We start from the raw sequence: 17535 nt of genomic DNA on the forward strand, positions 1-17535 counted from the left end.
GGCCCCGCCCCGTGGTGGGGCGGGGCCCGGAAGGCGGTGGCACCCTTACTTCACCGAGCCCGCCATCACGCCCTGGACGAAGTGCCGCTGGAAGGCGAAGAACACCACCACGGGGACGACCAGGGACACGAACGCGCCGGGCGCGAGCACGTCCACGTTGCTGCCGAACTGCCGTATCTGCGACTGGAGCTGCACCGTCAGCGGCTGCGAGGAGCTGTCCGCGAACAGCAGCGCCACGAGCATGTCGTTCCACACCCACAGGAACTGGAAGATCGCCAGGGAGGCGATCGCGGGCCGCCCCACCGGCAGCACCAGGCGCGTGAAGATCCGCCACTCGCTGCCGCCGTCCATCCGCGCCGCCTCCAGCATCTCCTTGGGCATCTCCGCGAAGTAGTTCCGCAGCAGGAACACCGCGAACGGCAGACCGTAGGCGACGTGGAAGAGGACCACTCCCGGGATCGTGCCGAACAGCCCGATCTGCCCGAAGAGTTTGGCGACCGGCAGGAGCCCGATCTGCACGGGCACCACCAGCAGCGCGACCACGACCAGGAAGAGCGCCTCCCGCCCGGGGAAGTCCAGCCATGCGAAGGCGTACCCGGCGAGCGCGGCCAGTACGACCACCAGCACGGTCGCCGGTACCGAGATCAGCACGGTGTTCCAGAAGGCCTGGGTGATGCCGGCGTTGCGCAGCAGGGCGGAGTAGTTGTCGAAGGACAGCTGACCGGGGCTGGAGAACACCGTCCACCAGCCGCCCTTGGCCGTGTCCTGCGCCGACCTCAGTGACGACACGAACAGCCCCGCCAGTGGTGTCATCCACACCAGGCCGATCACCACGAGACAGGCCTGCACCAGCCCGTTGCCCAGGCCGCGCCGGACCGTGTTCATCGCTGACTCCTTCGGAAACGGCGGACGTTGAAGACCATGGCGGGGATCACCAGCAGCAACAGCAGCACACCCAGCGCGCTGCCGAGGCCCTGGTTGTTGCCGCCACCGAACGACACCAGCCACATCTGTGTCGCGAGCACGGTCGCGTCCTGCTGCACCGGCCCGGGGGCGATGATGTAGACGAGGTCGAACACCTTCATCACGTTGATCACGAGGGTGACGAACACGACCGTCAGCACCGGCGCGAGCAGCGGAACGGTGATCCGGCGGAAGATCTGCCATTCGTTCGCGCCGTCCATCCGGGCCGCCTCCAGCGCGTCCCGCGGCAGGGCCGCGAGGCCCGCGCCGATCAGCACCATCGCGAAGCCGGTCCAGATCCACAGGTAGGCGCCGATAATCGCCGGTGTGACGAGGGTGGGGCCGAGCCAGGAGACGCCCTGGTAGGGCTGGGCGAAGTTCGACGCCGGCAGCCGCACGGTGTACGACCCGTCACCGAGGCCGGTGAAGCGGAACGAGCCGTCGGAGGCGGTGGTCGCCGAGGCGACCGCCCGGCCGTCGCGCACCGCCTCGACGTGCATCTCGGGCAGCCCGCTCTCCCCCGCGTCGACCGTGCCCTGCTTCCCTCCCCCACCGGGTGTGAAGTCGAGGTACACCACGCCGCGCACCTCGTCGGGGGCGGCGGCCCGTCCCGCCGCGGCGCGGGCCGGCTCTGCGCCGGGGGGCAGGTCTCCGGGGAGCACGCCGACCAGCCCCAGCGTCACCACCTGGCCGGGCCGGACGGCCGCGGTGGTCCGGTACGAGCCGTCGGCGGCCTCGGTCAGGCCCTGCCCGTCGCGGGCCCGGGCCGTGGGGTACGTGGACGTGCCCGTGAAGGCGTCGTGGACGGAGACCACGGCGGCGTTGAGGACGCCCTTGTCCGGGTCCTGGTCGTAGGCGAGCCGGAAGATGATGCCCGCGGCGAGGAAGGACACCGCCATCGGCATGAACAGCAGCAGTTTGAAGGCGGTGGCCCAGCGGACCTTCTCCACCAGCACGGCCAGGACCAGTCCGAGGCCGGTCAGCAGGGCCGGGGCCACCACCACCCAGATCGTGGTGTTGCGGATGGCCTTGAGGGTGGCCGGGTCGCGGAACATCTCGGCGTAGTTCTCGCCGCCCACGAAACGGGTTCCGGAGGCGTCGAAGAAGCTGCGGCCGACCGAGAAGAGGACCGGGTAGACGACGAGGGCGCCGAGCAGCAGCAGCGCGGGGAAGACGAAGAGCAGGGCGGCGATCCGCCCGCGCCGCCGGGCCCGCCGGACCCGCAGGGGTCCGGCGGCGGCGGGCGGACTCGCCTCTTTGTCGACGGCGGTGGCGGTCACGACCGGTCAGCCCTGGTAGGCCTTGGCCGCCGCGGCCTCCAGCTGCGCCGCGGTCGCCTTCGGGTCGGACGGGTCACGCAGGAAGTCCTGGAGGAGCTTCCACTCGCCTGCGCCCTTGGTGCCGCCGAAGGCCGCCGGGGCCTGGTCGGACATGTCGAAGCGGACCGTGTCCGCGGCGTCGACGAGGGACTTGGCGGTGGCGCGGGTGATGTCATCGCCGTACTTGGCGAGGTCCAGCTTGCGGTTCGGGGACAGGAACCCGCCCGCACCGGCCCACACCGCCGCGGCCTCGGGCGTGGCCAGGTACTCCACGAGCTTCATGCCGGCGCCGGCGTTCTTGCCGTCCTTGAGCACGACGGCCGCGTCGCCGCCGCTGACGACGGGTGCCGTGCCGCCGCCGACCGCGGGGAAGGGGAAGAAGTCGGCGTCCTTGCCGATCGTCCGGCCGAACTGGTCCTTGGCGACACCGGCGACGAAGTCGCCCTCGTAGACCATGCCGGCCTCCGGCTTGGGCCCGAACACCTTCTCCACGGAGCCGGGGAAGTCGGTGTTGAGGGCCTCGTTCTGCCCGCCCGCGATCAGCTGCTTGTCCTTGAACAGCTTGCCGAGGGTGTCCAGGGCCGCGACCACGCTGGCGTCGGTCCACTTGAGCCGGTGGGCGGCGAGGGCGTCGTACTTCTCGGGTCCGGCCTGGGAGAGGTAGATGTTCTCGAACCAGTCGGTGAGCGTCCAGCCGTCCTGTCCGGCGACGGAGAACGCGGCGAGTCCGGAGTCGGAGAGGGTGTGGCCCGCCTTGAGCATGTCGTCGTAGGTCTTCGGCGTGTCGACACCGGCCTGCGCGAGCGCGTCGGGGCTGTACCAGACGGTCGACTTGTGGGCGGCCTTGAAGTAGAGGCCGTACAGGGTGCCGTCGACGCTGCCGTACTTCTTCCACACGGGTGCGAAGTCGGCGTCGACGGTCGATTGCGCGGTTGCGGACAGCGGGGTGAGCCAGCCCTTCTGCGCGAACTGCTGGAGCACGCCGACCTGCGGGACCATGACGACGTCGGGCGCGTTGCCGCCCTCGATCTTGCTGCCGACGACGGTGGAGACGTTGTCGCCGGTCGAGACGAACTGTGCCTTGGCGCCGGTCTTCGCGCTGAAGGCGTCGAGGACCTTCTGGAAGTTCTTCTGCTCGCTGCCGGACCAGACGCCGGCCACGGTGACGGTCTGTCCGGCGAGCGGCTTGTCGCCGCCGCCCGCCGAGACGGGCCCGCCGCCGCAGGCGGTGGCGCCGAGGGCGAGGGTGAGGGCGGTGCAGCCGGTGAGCAGGGTGGTACGTCGTCGCATCATCGTTGATGTCCCTTCGGGTCAGGGTGAGTTGACGAGCCAACAGGGGGGTGGGGGCGATCAGTCGTCGCTGATCCACCAGGCGGCCGTGTTGCCGGGGAGGACCCCGGCCGTGCAGGGGCCGCTGGCGAGCAGGGGGGTTCCGGAGACGGGTGCCGGCGTGGGCGCCGTACCGAAGTTGACGGCGCACACCAGACCGTCGCCGCGGGCGAAGCCGAGGACGCCGGGCGGGGTGTCGAGCCAGCGCAGCGTGCCTTCGCCCAGCTGGGGCAGTTGCCTGCGCAGATGGAGGCCGTCGCGGTACAGGTGCCAGAAGGAGTGGGTGTCGGCGAGGGCGCGGTCGGTGGCGTACTCGGCGAAGTAGTCGGGCTGCGGCAGCCACGGCTTGGCGCCCTCCGCTCCGGAGGTGAAGCCGAACGGGGAGGCCTGGCCCGACCAGGGCAGGGGCACCCGGCAGCCGTCGCGGATCCGGGCGCGGCTGCCGGTGCGGCGGAAGATCGGGTCGGTGAGCACGTCGTCGGGCAGGTCGACGACCTCGGGCAGGCCCAGCTCCTCGCCCTGGTAGATGTACGCCGCTCCGGGCAGCGCGAGCATCAGCAGGGCGGCGGCGCGGGCGCGGGCGGCGCCGAGGCCGCTGCCCTGCGGGGTGGGTTCGCCGTAGCGGGTGACGGTGCGCACCTGGTCGTGGTTGTTGAGGACCCAGGTGACCGTCGATCCGGTGCCCGCGATGTCCTGCATGGCCTCGGAGACGACCTTGCGGAAGGCGTCGGCGTCCCAGGGGGCGCTGAGCAGGTCGAAGAAGAAGGCCTGGTGCAGTTCGTCGGGGCGGACGTACCGGGCGTGCTCGCGGGCGGTCGGCACGGAGACCTCACCGACCAGGAGGCGCTCACGGCCGTCGCGGGCGGTGTACTCCTCGCAGACGGAGCGCCAGTGCCGCCACACGCCGTGCACCTCGGGCTGGTTCCAGGCGAGCGGGTTGACCGAGTCGCGGGTGCGGGCGTCGGCCTCCGGGTCGTCGGAGTCGGGCAGTTCGGGGTGCTTGTAGAGGCCGGCGGCGACGTCGACGCGGAAGCCGTCCACGCCCCGGTCCAGCCAGAACCGCAGGACGCGGTCGAACTCGGCGGGGGTCTCGGGGGCGCGCCAGTTCCAGTCGGGCTGCTCCGGCGTGAACATGTGCAGGTACCACTGGCCGGGCCGTCCGTCCGGCTCGGTGACACGGGTCCAGGCGGGGCCTCCGAACATGGCGTGCCAGTTGTTCGGGGGCTCGTCGCCGTCCGGTCCGCGGCCGTCGGCGAAGTGGAAGCGGGCGCGGGCCGCACCACCGGGCTCGCCGCGCAGCGCCTGCTGGAACCACGGGTGCTCAAGGGAGCAGTGGTTGGGGACGATGTCCAGCAGCACCTTGATGCCCAGGCGGCGGGCCGACGCCATCAGCAGGTCGAATTCGGCGAGGTCGCCGAAGAGCGGGTCGACGCCGCAGTAGTCGGCCACGTCGTAGCCGTGGTCGTGCTGCGGCGACGGGTAGAAGGGGCTCAGCCAGATCCCGTCCACGCCCAGCTTCTTCAGGTACGGCAGCCCGGCCCGGACTCCGGCGAGGTCGCCGACGCCGTCACCGGTGCTGTCGAGGAAGCTGCGGACGTACACCTGGTAGATCACCGCGTCACGCCACCAGCGATGCCTGTTCACAATGCCTTGCCCTGTCTCTGCGGCGGAGCTTGTTATGCATGCATGTTAAGTAGCGGTGTCGCGAGAGTGTCAATGAACTGTCCAGAAACTACCGGCCAGTTAGGCCGTCAAATAAGGACATAGCAGGACAGAAGAAGCAGAGATGAGATGTGCGCGTTACTTAACAAGTAACTAGCGCTGGGAGATGCCGGCCAGCTCCCGGGCCAGCCGACGGACCGCGCTCCCGGGCGTCTCCCGCCCGATCAGCGCGTCGTGCACGACCGCCTGCACCACCAGACTGACCTGGTCGTAGTGCGGGCTCTTGGGGCGCGGGGCGGCCTTCAGCACGCTCTCCCGCAGGGTCGGCAGATAGGGGAACCGCCGGACCAGCTCGGGGTCCTCGTACAGAGCGGAGCGCACGGGCGGCAGCGCACCGCGGGTGAGGACCTGCCGCTGGACCGGCTCGCTGGTCAGATAGGCGATCAGGCGGGCGGCGGACTCCGGATGCCGGGCATGTCTGCTGACGGCGAGGTTGGAGCCGCCGAGCACGCTGGTGCCCGGCCCGTCGGAGCCGGGCAGCGGGGCGACGCCGATCCTGCCGGCGACCGGGGAGCCCGGCGCCGAGGCGACGGCGTAGGCGTAGGGCCAGTTGCGCAGGAAGAGCAGCCGGCCCTCCTGGAAGGCCTGCTTGGACTCCTCCTCCTTGTAGGTCAGCGCCTCCCGCGGTATCCAGCCGTCGCGCACCCCGCGCACCAGGAACCCGATGCCCTCGCGGGCGGCAGAGGAGTCGACGGTCACCCGGGCGCCCTCGTCGCCGAGGATGGTGCCGCCCGCCGAGTAGACGGCCTCGGCCGCGTTGACGGTCAGCCCCTCGTACGGCAGGAACTGCCCCGCGTAGCCGCCGAGGCCGTACTTCGGTGCGATGGTCCGCGCGTCGCGCTCCAGCTCGGCCCAGGTGCGCGGCGGCGGCACGCCCTCCGCGGCGAGGACGTCCTTGCGGTAGAGCAGCAGGCCCGCGTTGGTGACGTACGGGACCGCGTAGAGGCGTCCGTCGTAGGTGGCCGTACCGACGACCGGCGGCAGGAACGCCCCCAACGGGAAGCGGTCGCGCGGCAGCGGACGGATCCAGCCGGCCGCGGCGAACTCCGAGGTCCAGTCGACGTCGATGTTGAGCACGTCGAAGCGGCCCCGGCCGCGCCGCAGGTCGGTGACCATCTGCGCACGGGTCTCGTCGGCGGAGTCCGGGAGCTCGACGAGGGTGACCTTCTCGGCCGGGTGGGTGCGGTTCCAGCCGTCCAGCAGCGGGCCGAGGTAGCCGGTGAGATCGCCGGCGGTGGCGAGGGTCAGCGGTCCACGACCGCCGCCCGGGTCCTCGCCGGCACGGGCGCCGGAGGCGACATAACCGGTCAGAACGACGACGAGAACGAGGAGGCCCCTACCGGCGGCGTGTATCCACCGCATAGGTTCCTCCTTGCACACCGGCTCCGGGCCTCTTCGCCCGCAGTCAGAGGCCATGTATACCGGTTAGGTATGCGGGATACTAGGCCTTCGAGCACATTCGAGCAGACAGGAGGAGAGCACACGTGCGCCTGCCCCTCCTGGCGCTCCTGGCCCGTGGTCCGGCCCACGGCTACGAGCTCAAGCAGGACCTTGAGCAACTGCTGGGCTCGGCGTACCCTCAGCCGAACGTCGGCCAGATCTACGTCACCCTCGGACGCCTGGAGAAGTCGGGACTGATCGAGGGCGAGGACGTGGAACAGTCCAGCCGACCCAACAAAAAGGTCTACCACCTCACCGACGCCGGGCGCGAGGCGCTGCACGCCTGGTTCGAGGAGACCGAGGACGAGCCTCGGGTGCGGGACGAGTTCTTCATGAAGCTGGCACTCGCCCCGCAGAGCGGGCTCGCCGACCAGATCGCCTTGATCAACAGACAGCGGCGCCAGTACCTGAACACCATGCGCGGTCTGTCGAAGCTGGCCACGGCCGAGAACCGGGACAACCGCATCGCCCACCTGCTGATCGAGGGTGCGATGCTGCATCTGCAGGCCGACCTCGACTGGCTGGAGCGGTGCCAGGAAGAGCTGGAGGAGCTGGAATGAGCGACGCTTCCGCTCCCGCGCCCGAGAACACCCCCGTTCTGCGCGCCGAGGGCCTGGTCAAGACGCACTACGGCGAAGGCGCCCCGGCGCACGCCGTGCGCGGGGTCGACCTGTGCGTGCGGCAGGGCGAGTTCGTCGCCGTCACCGGCCCGTCCGGGGCGGGGAAGTCCACGCTGCTGCACCTGCTGGGCGGGCTGCAGCGGCCGGACAGCGGCAGCCTCTGGCTGGACGGGGTCCGCACCGACGGCTGGCGGGAGGCCCGCTGGGCCGTCGAGCGCCGCCGGCGGATCGGGATCGTCTTCCAGTTCTTCAACCTCGTGTCGAACCTGTCGGTCGCCGACAACGTGGAGCTGCCCGCCCTGCTCGCCGGTCTGCCGCCGAAGCAGGCGCGCGCCGAGCGGGAGGCGCTGCTGGCCGAGCTGGGGCTGGCGGGCAAGGAGCGGAGCCTGCCGGGCGAGCTCTCCGGCGGCGAGCAGCAGCGGGTGGCCCTGGCCCGCGCGCTGGTCAACCACCCTCCGCTGCTGCTCGCCGACGAACCCGCCGGGAGCCTGGACAGCAAGGGCACCCGCGAGGTGATGCGGCTGCTGTCCCGGTTCCACCAGCGCGGCCAGACGATCGTCCTGGTCACCCATGACGCCCGGCTGGCGAGCGCCGCGGACCGGGTGATCAGCTTCTTCGACGGCCGGATGGCCGACGACGCGGAGCTGACGGCCGCGCCGCCCCGCAGGAAAGGGATCTCCGGGGTGCTGGAGCTCAAGGACTGACATGCGAGCGACCGACGTGCGGGCGACCGGCCCGCGAAGGCTCCCCACCGACCCGCCCGGCGTGTACGGGCGCCGCACCGGCGCGGCGGGCCCGCGGGCGGGCGGCGTGCGCCCCTGCGACGCCCCCCGGAAGGTCTGAGCGGCATGCGAGCCACGTTGCGCTGGGCGCACTCGGATCTGCGCACGCACCGTGGCGAGGCGCTGTTCCTCGTCCTCGCCACCGCCGGGATCGTCGCGTCCCTGCTGCTGGCCACGGCCCTGTTCGGGTACGCCACCAACCCCTGGCAGCGCGTCTTCACGCAGGCGCGCGGCGCGCACGTGTGGATCCACACCGGCGCCTCGGCGCGGGTCGACCGGCTGACGGAGCTGACCGGCGTCGAGTCCGTGGCCGGCCCCTACGCCACCGAGTCCGCCACCCTCGCCTCCCGCGGTGCCCGCGCCTTCGTCGAGTTGCGGTCGACGCCGGAGGAGCCGCCCGTCGGCCGCCCGCTCCTGACCGCCGGACGCTGGCTGGACCCCGGCGCTCCGGACGGTGTCGTCCTGGAGACGCGGCTCGCCGGCGCCCTGCTGGCCGGCCCCGGCGACACCCTCACCCTGCAGGGCACCGGACGCACGGTGACCGTCCTCGGTGTGGCCGACAGCGCCGAGCCGCGGTACCGCCCCGGCGAGCAGCCCGGCCTGGTCTGGGCCCGGCCGTCGGTCGTGCGCGACCCCGGCGGGCAGGTCATCGGACTGCGGCTGACCGACCCCGGCGACACCGACTACGCCGTCCAGCGCGCGGTCACCGTGCTCGGCGCCGGTGCCATCGGCAAGGTCTCCACCTGGCAGCAGGCGCGGGCCGAGGCACAGGGCGACAACCGGCTGCTGGGCCAGGTGCTGGGACTGTTCGGGCTCGGCGCGCTGGTCGCGGCCGGCTTCGCCGTGCACGGGGCGATCACCACCCGTATCCGCGGCCATCTGCGGGACATCTCGGTACTGAAGGCGATCGGCTTCACCCCGGGGCAGGTCGTGCGCGTCTTCCTGCTCCAGCACACCGCCTACGCGCTGCTCGGCGCCGTGGCCGCCGCCACGCTCACGCAGGCACTGGGCAGCCGGATACCGGGCCGGCTCGGGGACGCGGTCGGGGTGTGGCAGGGGCTGCCCGGGCAGACGCTCGCCCTGTTCGCGATACCGGTGGGGGCGGTGCTGTTCATCGGCGCGACCACCGGCCTGGCGGCCTGGCGGGCGGGGCGCGTGCCGCCGGTTCCGGTGCAGCGGCCCCTCGCCGCGCCGGGAGGACGGCTGTCGGCGGTCGGGCGCCGCGCGCTGGGTCTGCGGCTGCCGCCCGCGCTGGTGCTGGGCTGGCACAAGGCCTTCCCGCGCGGCCCGCGGTCGGTGGCGACGGTGGCGCGGCTGGCGCTGCCGCTGCTGCTGATCGTGATGGCGATGAACGCGTGGACCACCATCGACCGCTTCCACGGCAGCCCCGAACGGATCGGGCTGCCGGCCGCGCTCACCGTCCACGCGGACGCCGGCCTCACCGACCGGGACACACGCGCCCTGCTGGAACGCGACCCCCAGGTCGCCGCGGCCTACCCGGGCGTCGAGGTGGCCGCGCTGGTCCCGGGCCAGACGGCGACGATCGCCCTGCGCGGTCTCGGCACCCGGCAGGATCCCTACCCGTACACACTCGCCGAGGGCCGGCGCGCACACGGCAGGGACGAGGCGGTGGCCGGGCAGGGCCTGCTCGACCTGCTGGACGTGCGAGTCGGGGACTGGGTGCGTATGACGGTGGGCGATCAGCCGCAGATCCTGCACATCGTGGGCCGCAGCATCGAACCGGAGAACGCCGGCCGAGTCATCTCCACCTCGCTGGACACCCTCCGCGAGAACGACCCCCGCCTGACCGCGGGCCTCTACCAGATCCGTCTGCGGCCGGGTGCCGACCCGCAGGAGGTGGCGGGCCGACTGGCCGCCGCCGGGCACGGGCATCTGGACGTGCACGCCGTGACCAACCCGGCCGACGGGCTCTCCCCGCTGCGCGGTGTCGTCGTCGGCCTGATCGCCGTGCTGGCGCTGATCGGGCTGATCGAACTGCTGACCGTGATCGGGGGCGCCGTGCGCGAGGGCGAGCGGGACGTCCTGGCGCTGAAGGCGATCGGTCTGTCGCCGCGCCAGATCACCGCGATCACGGTCACGGCCACCGCCGGCACCGCTCTGGCGGCGGTCCTCACCGCCACGGTCCTCGGCATGCCCGCCGCGCACTGGCTGATCGACGCGCAGGGACGGTCGAGCGGAATCGGCGCCGGAATCGCCGCGGGGCCGTCGCCACTGCTGCTGATGGTGTTCGGGGCCGCGGCGGTCCTGGGTGCCGCCGCGCTCGCCGCCCTGCCGGCGGCCCGTGCGGCACGGCGGCGGCTGGCGGACACGCTCAGCGCGGTGGCCTGACATCGTACGCCCGGGCGACCGCTTCCCCCGATCGCCGGAAGGCCCGCGGAAAGCAGACGGCAGCGCGTCGTCCGCCTCCCGCGGTGTCCGCCGTCACCGACGGCCGCGCAGCTCCCGGTACCTGGCGACCAGCGCCCGGCTGGAGGCGTCCAGACCAGGCACCTCGGCCCCCTCGGTGAGGGCGGGCTCGACGCGCTTGGCGAGGACCTTGCCGAGCTCGACACCCCACTGGTCGAACGAGTCGATGTTCCACACCGCGCCCTGGACGAAGACCTTGTGCTCGTACAGTGCGATGAGCTGACCGAGCACGGAGGGGGTGAGTTCACGGGCGAGGACGGTCGTCGTGGGGTGGTCGCCCTTGAACGTCCGGTGCGCCACCAGCTCCTCCGCAACGCCCTCCGCGCGCACCTCCTGCGGTGTCTTGCCGAAGGCGAGGGCCTGGGTCTGGGCGAAGAAGTTGGCCATCAGCAGGTCGTGCTGCGCCTTCAGTTCGTCTCCGAGTTCACCGACGGGCTCGGCGAAGCCGATGAAGTCCGCCGGGATCAGCTTGGTGCCCTGGTGGATCAACTGGTAGTAGGCGTGCTGCCCGTTGGTGCCGGGCGTGCCCCACACCACCGGGCCGGTCTGCCAGTCGACCTCGCGGCCGTCCCTGCCGACGTACTTGCCGTTGGACTCCATGTCGAGCTGCTGGAGGTACGCGGTGAACTTGGACAGGTAGTGGCTGTAGGGCAGCACCGCGTGCGACTGGGCACCGAGGAAGTTGCCGTACCAGATACCCAGCAGGCCGAGCAGCAGGGGCACGTTCGACTCGGCGGGCGCGGTGCGGAAGTGCTCGTCGACGAGCCGGAAGCCGTCCAGCATCTCCCGGAAGCGGTCCGGACCGATCGCGATCATGAGGGACAGGCCGATCGCCGAGTCGTAGGAGTACCGCCCGCCGACCCAGTCCCAGAACTCGAACATGTTGGCCGTGTCGATGCCGAAGTCGGCGACCTCGGCGGCGTTGGTCGACAGGGCCACGAAGTGCCGGGCGACGGCCTCCTGACCGGACTTCAGTTCGGTCAGGAGCCAGTTGCGGGCCGAGGTGGCGTTGGTGATCGTCTCGATCGTGGTGAAGGTCTTCGAGGCGATGACGAACAGGGTCTCCGCCGCGTCCAGGTCGCGGGTTGCCTCGTGCAGGTCGGCACCGTCGACGTTGGAGACGAAGCGGACCGTCAGGTCGCGGTCGGTGTAGCTGCGCAGCACCTCGTGAGCCATGGCGGGACCGAGGTCGGAGCCGCCGATGCCGATGTTGACGACGTTCCTGATGCGCTTGCCGGTGTGGCCGGTCCAGGCGCCGGAGCGGACCCGCTCGGCGAAGTCGGCCATCTTGTCGAGGACGGCGTGCACCTCGGGGACGACGTTCTCGCCGTCGACCTCGACCACCGCCCCGCGCGGTGCGCGCAGCGCGGTGTGCAGCACGGCGCGGTTCTCGGTGATGTTGATCTTCCCGCCGCGGAACATCGCGTCCCGCAGGCCGAAGACATCGGTGGCGGCCGCCAGTTCGCGCAGCAGCCGCAGCGTCTCGTCGGTGACGAGGTGCTTGGAGTAGTCGATGTACAGGTCACCGACCTGGAGTGCGTAGCCCGTGCCGCGGCCGGGATCGGCGGCGAACAGGTCGCGCAGTCGCACCTCGCCGAGTTCTTCGCGGTGCCTGGCCAGCGCGGTCCACTCGGGCAACTGGTTGAGCCTGGTACGGCCGTCTGCGTTCATGGGCGACTTCAGCCTTCTCTTCCGCCTGCTCTGGCGCGTCCCAACCTAGTTGATCGGCGGGTGCGCGTTCGGCGAATGCGGGTGTCGGCGAGGCGGGCCGCGAGACGGCTCGCCGGACACGGCCGGTACCCGGCCGGCCGCATCTCCCGGACAGCTGTGACCGTTGTGCCTGCTGTGGCCGGTGTGACCACCCTGGTGACCGCCCTTCCGCCGTTCACCCACGAGGGGCACGAGAGGGCCCCCGGCCGCCGTGGGACCGGCAGGCCGTGACGTGGCGGGCGCCGATCCTCAGATCTCGCCGCGCAGCTTGGCGAGTGCCTCGGCGAGGATCGCCTCACCGTCGGCGTCGCTGCGCCGCTCGCGCACGTACGCCAGGTGCGTCTTGTACGGCTCGGTGCGCGGCGGGTCCGGCGGGTTGTCCCGGTCCTGTCCTGCGGGGAAGCCGCAGCGCGGGCAGTCCCAGGTATCGGGCACCTGCGCGTCGCTGGCGAAGCTCGGCTGCGTCTCGTGTCCGTTGGAGCACCAGAAGGAGACGCGCAGCCGCGGCGCGGACTCGCCGCGCTCGGCCTCGCCCATCGGCCCCGCCCCGACCCGGCTTCCCCGGATCGCGTTGCCACTTGCCACGGTCGTAACTCCCTGCGTGATGGTGCCGCGAAGCGAGTCGGCGTTCCGCTTCGCTGCGAGCGCCTCAGTCTACGTAAGGCCCAACGCGCGTCCAGTGATAGGAGTTACAAGCCCCCCCGCTGCCAGACGCAAGCCCCATGATAGGCCGCGCTCGCAAGCGCGTACCGAACATGGGGCTTCTGCTGCGAAATGTGCGGAAAGTGCCGGATGCGAGCGGTGTGCGGACCGTCAGCTGTTCGACTTCATGAGGAGGCCGAGGACGATGACGCACGCGAACCACAGCAGACCGACCACCACGGTGATCCGGTCGAGGTTGCGCTCCGCGACCGACGAGCCGCCGACGGACGACTGCATGCCACCACCGAACATGTCGGAGAGGCCGCCGCCCTTGCCCTTGTGCATCAGCACCAGCAGCATCATCAGCAGGCTGAAGACGATCAGGGCGATCGAGAACCCCAAAACCACAGCTGGACCAACTTCCTCGGATTCGGATGGACGACGGGGTCCAGCAGCGCACCACTGGACCCCGCAAGGGTACGACGAATCGTCGTCACCGCATACTCACAGCTCGGCTCACTGATCGCGGAAGCGCACGATCTTGACGAACTCGTCCGCGTCCAGGGAGGCGCCGCCGACCAGCGCGCCGTCGATGTCGGCCTGCGCCATGATCTCGGCGACGTTGCCGGCCTTGACGGAGCCGCCGTACTGGATGCGGACCTCGTCGGCCAGCTCCTGCGTGTACAGCTCGGCGATCTTGCCGCGGATGGCGGCGCAGACCTCCTGGGCGTCCCCTGCGCCGCAGACCTTGCCGGTGCCGATGGCCCACACCGGCTCATAGGCGATCACGATCGTCTCGGCCTGCTCTGCCGGGAGGTCCTTCAGCCCGCCCTCGACCTGGGCGAGGGTGTGGGCGACGTGGTTGCCCGCCTCGCGGACCTCCAGCTCCTCGCCGACGCACAGGATCGGGGTCAGACCGTGCTTGTAGGCGGCCTTGACCTTGGCGTTGACCAGCTCGTCGGTCTCACCGTGGTACTGGCGGCGCTCGGAGTGGCCGATGGCCACGAAGGTGCACTTCAGCTTGGCGAGCATGGGGCCGGAGATCTCGCCCGTGTAGGCACCGCCGTCGTGCGCCGAGATGTCCTGGGCGCCGTACTTGATCTTGAGCTTGTCGCCCTCGACCAGGGTCTGCACCGAGCGCAGGTCGGTGAAGGGGGGCAGGACGGCGACCTCGACGGCCTCGTAGTCCTTGTCGGCCAGGGCGAAGGCGAGCTTCTGGGTGTGGGCGATGGCCTCCAGATGGTTGAGGTTCATCTTCCAGTTGCCCGCCATCAGCGGCGTGCGCGTGCTCATGTGTGGTCAGTCCTCCAGTGCGGCGAGGCCGGGGAGCGTCTTGCCCTCGAGGTATTCGAGGGAGGCGCCGCCACCGGTCGAGATGTGGCCGAAAGCGTTCTCGTCGAAACCGAGCGTGCGCACGGCCGCGGCCGAGTCGCCGCCGCCGACGACGGTGAAGCCGTCCGCTTCGACGAGGGCCTGCGCGACGGCGCGGGTGCCGTCGGCGTAGTCGGGGTGCTCGAAGACGCCCATCGGGCCGTTCCAGAACACGGTGGCGGCGTCGGCGAGCTTCGACGCGTACAGTTCGCGGGTCTTCGGGCCGATGTCCAGACCCTCCTGGTCGGCCGGGATGGCGTCCGCGTCGACGGTGGTGTACGTCGCCGGGGCCTTGGTCTTCAGGTCCGGGAACTCCGTGGCGACGAGGACGTCGACCGGCAGCACCAGCTCGACGCCGTCCTTCTCGGCGCGCGCCAGGTACTCCTCGACGACCGGGACCTGGTCCTCCTGGAGCAGCGAGATGCCGACCTCGTACCCCTTGGCCTTGAGGAAGGTGTAGGCCATGCCGCCGCCGATGAGGAGGCGGTCGGCCTTGCCGAGGAGCTGGTCGATGACGGCCAGCTTGTCGGAGACCTTGGCGCCGCCGAGCGCGACGACGTAGGGCCGCTTGACGTCCTCGGTGAGCTTCTTCAGGACGCCGACCTCGGTGGCGATCAGGTAGCCGGCGTAGTGCGGCAGCCGGGCGGGCAGGTCGTACACCGAGGCGTGCCTGCGGTGCACGGCGCCGAACCCGTCGCCGACGTACACGTCGGCGAGTGCGGCGAGCTGCTCGGCGAAGGCGGCGCGCTCGGCGTCGTCCTTCGCGGTCTCGCCCGCGTTGAAGCGGAGGTTCTCCAGTACGGCGACCCGGCCCGCGCCCAGTCCGGCGACGACGGCACGGGCGGAGTCGCCGACGGTGTCCGTCGCGAAGGCCACGTCGCCGCCGAGCAGTTCGCCCAGCCGAGAGGCGGCGGGAGCCAGGGAGCAGGCCGGGTCCGGGGCGCCCTTGGGGCGGCCGAGGTGCGAGGCGACGACCACCTTGGCGCCGGCGTCCACGAGCGCCTTGACGGTGGGGAGCACGGCGCGGATGCGGCCGTCGTCGGTGATGGTGCCGCCGTCCAGCGGCACGTTGAGGTCGGCGCGGACGAAGACCCGCTTGCCGTCCACTCCTTCGGCGAGAAGTTCGTCGATCGTCTTCATGGAAGAGGACTCCTGGTGAGGGCTTGTGCTGCTCTGGATCGTAGAGACGGCCGGCCACCGCCGGGACGGCCGGCCCGCACGTGAGTCAGGGCCCGGACAGCGCGACGTTGCGCTGCCCGAGCCCTGCTCTCACATCGAGGTGCCTGATCTGCTGATCAGAGCTGGTTGCCGACGAAGACCGTCAGGTCGACGAGGCGGTTGGAGTAGCCCCACTCGTTGTCGTACCAGCCGATGACCTTCACGTTCTTGCCCTCCTGGACCATGGTCAGGGAGGAGTCGAAGGTGCAGGACGCCGGAGCGTTGACGATGTCGGAGGAGACGATCGGGTCCTCGGTGTACTCGAGGATGCCCTTGAGCTCGCCCTCGGCGGCCTTCTGGAAGGCGGCGTTGACCTCTTCCTTGGTGACCTCGCGGCCGAGCTCGATGACGAGGTCGGTGACCGAGCCGGTCGGGACCGGGACGCGCATGGCCATGCCGTCCAGCTTGCCCTTGAGCTGGGGCAGGACCAGCGCGGTGGCCTTGGCGGCACCCGTGGTGGTCGGGATGATGTTCTCCGCGGCGGCCCGGGCGCGGCGCAGGTCCTTGTGCGGGAAGTCCAGGATGCGCTGGTCGTTCGTGTACGCGTGCACCGTCGTCATCAGGCCCTTGACGATGCCGAAGTTCTCGTCGAGGACCTTCGCCATCGGCGCCACGCAGTTGGTGGTGCAGGAGGCGTTGGAGATGACGTGGTGGCTCGCCGGGTCGTACTTGTCCTGGTTGACACCCATGACGACGGTGATGTCCTCGTCCTTGGCCGGGGCCGAGATGAGGACCTTCTTGGCGCCACCGGCGAGGTGCTTGGCAGCGTCCTCGCGCTTGGTGAAGATGCCGGTCGACTCGATGACGATGTCGACGCCCAGCTCGCCCCAGGGGATGTCGGCGGGGTTGCGCTCGGAGAGCACCTTGATGGTCTTGCCGTCGACGGTGATGGTGTCGGCGGTGTGGGAGACCTCCTGCTTGAGGCGGCCCAGGATGGTGTCGTACTTCAGCAGGTGCGCGGTGGTGGCGGTGTCACCCAGGTCGTTGACAGCCACGATCTCGATGTCGGCCCCCTGCTCCAGCAGGGCGCGGAAGTAGTTGCGACCGATGCGGCCAAACCCGTTGATGCCTACGCGGATCGTCACGAACCGATCTCCTCGTTGGTACGCCGGCTCTAGTCGCCGGCGAGCTGTATTTGGGATGTCCCCGACCACCCCCGACCCTACCTCTCCCGGGCCTCGTCGGTGACATCGAGTCCGCCCATACACGGCACTGTGGTTTGTACCCGCCAGTAGGGTACGGACCGCCCAGGCCGTGCGGCCCATTCACTCCTTTCAGATAGGTCCGTTCAGTCCTTGCCGGCACACCCGGCCGTCGTTCGAGCGCGCCTCGTGCTCGCCTGAGCGGGCGGTCGCCGCCGGCCCCGGCGGCCGGTGCTCCGGCCCGGAGCCGGGCGTCACGGTGGCGTCGGCGGCGAGTTCGCGGACCACCGTGCGCGTCGCGCCGCCCCTCGCCGTGGACGTCACGTGGTGCTCGTGTCACGGGCGGGGTGGATCAGGTCGCCGGGTCGTCGGACCGCGTGATCCGCTCTCGGACGAAGCCGGCCGGGCAGGTGGAGGACGGCGGGCTCGGAGCCGTCCCCCGGCTTTCTCGCGTACCCGGTGAGTGTGGCCGTGAGGATCTCGTCCTTCAAGACCGCCACGACGGCCGCGCGGCTGAAGACCGCCCCTCGCACGCCCCCGGCCCGGGGTGCGGCCGGGGCGGGAGGCGGGAGGCGTTCGCCGCGGCCCGCGGCGAGCCCCCCGGGGCCACTCCGCGTGGCCGGCGGGGCACGGGCACCGGCAGGCCTTCACACGACCTGGGCACACGGCCCGCCGGGGGAACGCTCCGCACACGGCCGCCGGAGGACGGACACCCCGGACACGGCCACCGGACGAAGAGGTCCGGACATCGGCCCGCCGGACGAACGGGTTCCGGCGGCACCCGCGCCCGGACACGCGGATGCCGGTGCCGACACCCCCGCGAGCCCGCCGGCACCGGCGACTTGGCGGA

Annotated in this window: 14 protein-coding genes; 3 read left to right on the top strand and 11 right to left on the bottom strand. The window is 71.2% G+C overall.

Features of this window, described 5'->3' with window-relative positions; all coding sequences use genetic code 11:
* Window positions 1-45: 45 nt before the first annotated feature.
* The 5 genes from I3F54_RS05625 to I3F54_RS05645 form a co-directional block, all read right to left on the bottom strand.
* Window positions 46-885 carry a carbohydrate ABC transporter permease gene (locus I3F54_RS05625; protein ID WP_240117485.1) on the bottom strand — a complete coding sequence of 280 codons (840 nt, stop codon included), beginning with the start codon at window positions 883-885 and terminating at the stop codon, window positions 46-48.
* Window positions 882-2243, bottom strand: coding sequence for an ABC transporter permease subunit (locus I3F54_RS05630; protein ID WP_240117486.1), 1362 nt, complete (start codon window positions 2241-2243; stop codon window positions 882-884). The genes I3F54_RS05625 and I3F54_RS05630 overlap by 4 nt, the downstream gene beginning before the upstream one ends.
* Window positions 2244-2249: 6 nt before the next feature.
* Window positions 2250-3575 carry an ABC transporter substrate-binding protein gene (locus tag I3F54_RS05635; RefSeq protein ID WP_240117487.1) on the bottom strand — a complete coding sequence of 442 codons (1326 nt, stop codon included), beginning with the start codon at window positions 3573-3575 and terminating at the stop codon, window positions 2250-2252.
* Between the two features lie 57 nt (window positions 3576-3632).
* A complete protein-coding gene (locus I3F54_RS05640; protein ID WP_240117488.1) occupies window positions 3633-5255 on the bottom strand; it encodes a glycoside hydrolase family 13 protein in 1623 nt (540 codons plus the stop codon).
* A 171-nt stretch (window positions 5256-5426) separates the two neighbouring features.
* Window positions 5427-6695 carry an ABC transporter substrate-binding protein gene (locus I3F54_RS05645; RefSeq protein ID WP_240117489.1) on the bottom strand — a complete coding sequence of 423 codons (1269 nt, stop codon included), beginning with the start codon at window positions 6693-6695 and terminating at the stop codon, window positions 5427-5429.
* A 122-nt stretch (window positions 6696-6817) separates the two neighbouring features.
* On the opposite strand from I3F54_RS05645, the gene I3F54_RS05650 reads away from it, so the two are divergent.
* From I3F54_RS05650 to I3F54_RS05660, 3 genes are all read left to right on the top strand, one after another.
* Complete coding sequence (locus tag I3F54_RS05650) at window positions 6818-7333, top strand: PadR family transcriptional regulator (RefSeq protein WP_240117490.1); 516 nt, start codon at window positions 6818-6820, stop codon at window positions 7331-7333.
* Window positions 7330-8097, top strand: coding sequence for an ABC transporter ATP-binding protein (locus tag I3F54_RS05655; RefSeq protein ID WP_240117491.1), 768 nt, complete (start codon window positions 7330-7332; stop codon window positions 8095-8097). Before I3F54_RS05650 ends, I3F54_RS05655 begins: the two co-directional genes overlap by 4 nt.
* Before the next feature lie 144 nt (window positions 8098-8241).
* Complete coding sequence (locus I3F54_RS05660; RefSeq protein ID WP_240117492.1) at window positions 8242-10524, top strand: FtsX-like permease family protein; 2283 nt, start codon at window positions 8242-8244, stop codon at window positions 10522-10524.
* Window positions 10525-10617: 93 nt separating this feature from the next.
* On the opposite strand, the gene pgi is transcribed toward I3F54_RS05660, so the two are convergent.
* The 6 genes from pgi to gap all read right to left on the bottom strand — a co-directional run bounded on the left by pgi (window position 10618) and on the right by gap (window position 16628).
* Window positions 10618-12273 (bottom strand): glucose-6-phosphate isomerase, encoded by a 1656-nt coding sequence (gene pgi / locus I3F54_RS05665; protein ID WP_240117493.1) that lies wholly within the window; start codon window positions 12271-12273, stop codon window positions 10618-10620.
* A 288-nt stretch (window positions 12274-12561) separates the two neighbouring features.
* Window positions 12562-12897, bottom strand: a complete 336-nt coding sequence (locus I3F54_RS05670) for an RNA polymerase-binding protein RbpA (RefSeq protein ID WP_078066843.1) — start codon at window positions 12895-12897, stop codon at window positions 12562-12564.
* 228 nt (window positions 12898-13125) lie between these two features.
* Window positions 13126-13362 carry a preprotein translocase subunit SecG gene (gene secG / locus I3F54_RS05675; protein WP_205382274.1) on the bottom strand — a complete coding sequence of 79 codons (237 nt, stop codon included), beginning with the start codon at window positions 13360-13362 and terminating at the stop codon, window positions 13126-13128.
* Window positions 13363-13470: 108 nt separating this feature from the next.
* Window positions 13471-14247, bottom strand: a complete 777-nt coding sequence (gene tpiA / locus I3F54_RS05680) for a triose-phosphate isomerase (protein WP_240117494.1) — start codon at window positions 14245-14247, stop codon at window positions 13471-13473.
* Between the two features lie 6 nt (window positions 14248-14253).
* The gene (gene pgk, locus I3F54_RS05685; RefSeq protein WP_240117495.1) at window positions 14254-15465 is read right to left on the bottom strand and encodes a phosphoglycerate kinase; all 1212 of its coding nucleotides are present in this window, start codon (window positions 15463-15465) and stop codon (window positions 14254-14256) included.
* A gap of 155 nt (window positions 15466-15620) precedes the next feature.
* A complete protein-coding gene (gene gap, locus I3F54_RS05690; RefSeq protein WP_240117496.1) occupies window positions 15621-16628 on the bottom strand; it encodes a type I glyceraldehyde-3-phosphate dehydrogenase in 1008 nt (335 codons plus the stop codon).
* Between the last annotated feature and the right edge of the window lie 907 nt (window positions 16629-17535).

The organism is Streptomyces sp. MUM 2J, from assembly GCF_022414535.1.
Taxonomy (GTDB): domain Bacteria; phylum Actinomycetota; class Actinomycetes; order Streptomycetales; family Streptomycetaceae; genus Streptomyces.

Bases quoted from the DNA above. Each gene is read 5' to 3' on its own strand.
- I3F54_RS05625 (WP_240117485.1), bottom strand. From the start codon at position 885: ATGAACACGGTCCGGCGCGGCCTGGGCAACGGGCTGGTGCAGGCCTGT.
- I3F54_RS05635 (WP_240117487.1), bottom strand. From the start codon at position 3,575: ATGATGCGACGACGTACCACCCTGCTCACCGGCTGCACCGCCCTCACC.
- I3F54_RS05645 (WP_240117489.1), bottom strand. From the start codon at position 6,695: ATGCGGTGGATACACGCCGCCGGTAGGGGCCTCCTCGTTCTCGTCGTC.
- I3F54_RS05655 (WP_240117491.1), top strand. From the start codon at position 7,330: ATGAGCGACGCTTCCGCTCCCGCGCCCGAGAACACCCCCGTTCTGCGC.
- I3F54_RS05660 (WP_240117492.1), top strand. From the start codon at position 8,242: ATGCGAGCCACGTTGCGCTGGGCGCACTCGGATCTGCGCACGCACCGT.
- pgi (WP_240117493.1), bottom strand. From the start codon at position 12,273: ATGAACGCAGACGGCCGTACCAGGCTCAACCAGTTGCCCGAGTGGACC.
- tpiA (WP_240117494.1), bottom strand. From the start codon at position 14,247: ATGAGCACGCGCACGCCGCTGATGGCGGGCAACTGGAAGATGAACCTC.
- pgk (WP_240117495.1), bottom strand. From the start codon at position 15,465: ATGAAGACGATCGACGAACTTCTCGCCGAAGGAGTGGACGGCAAGCGG.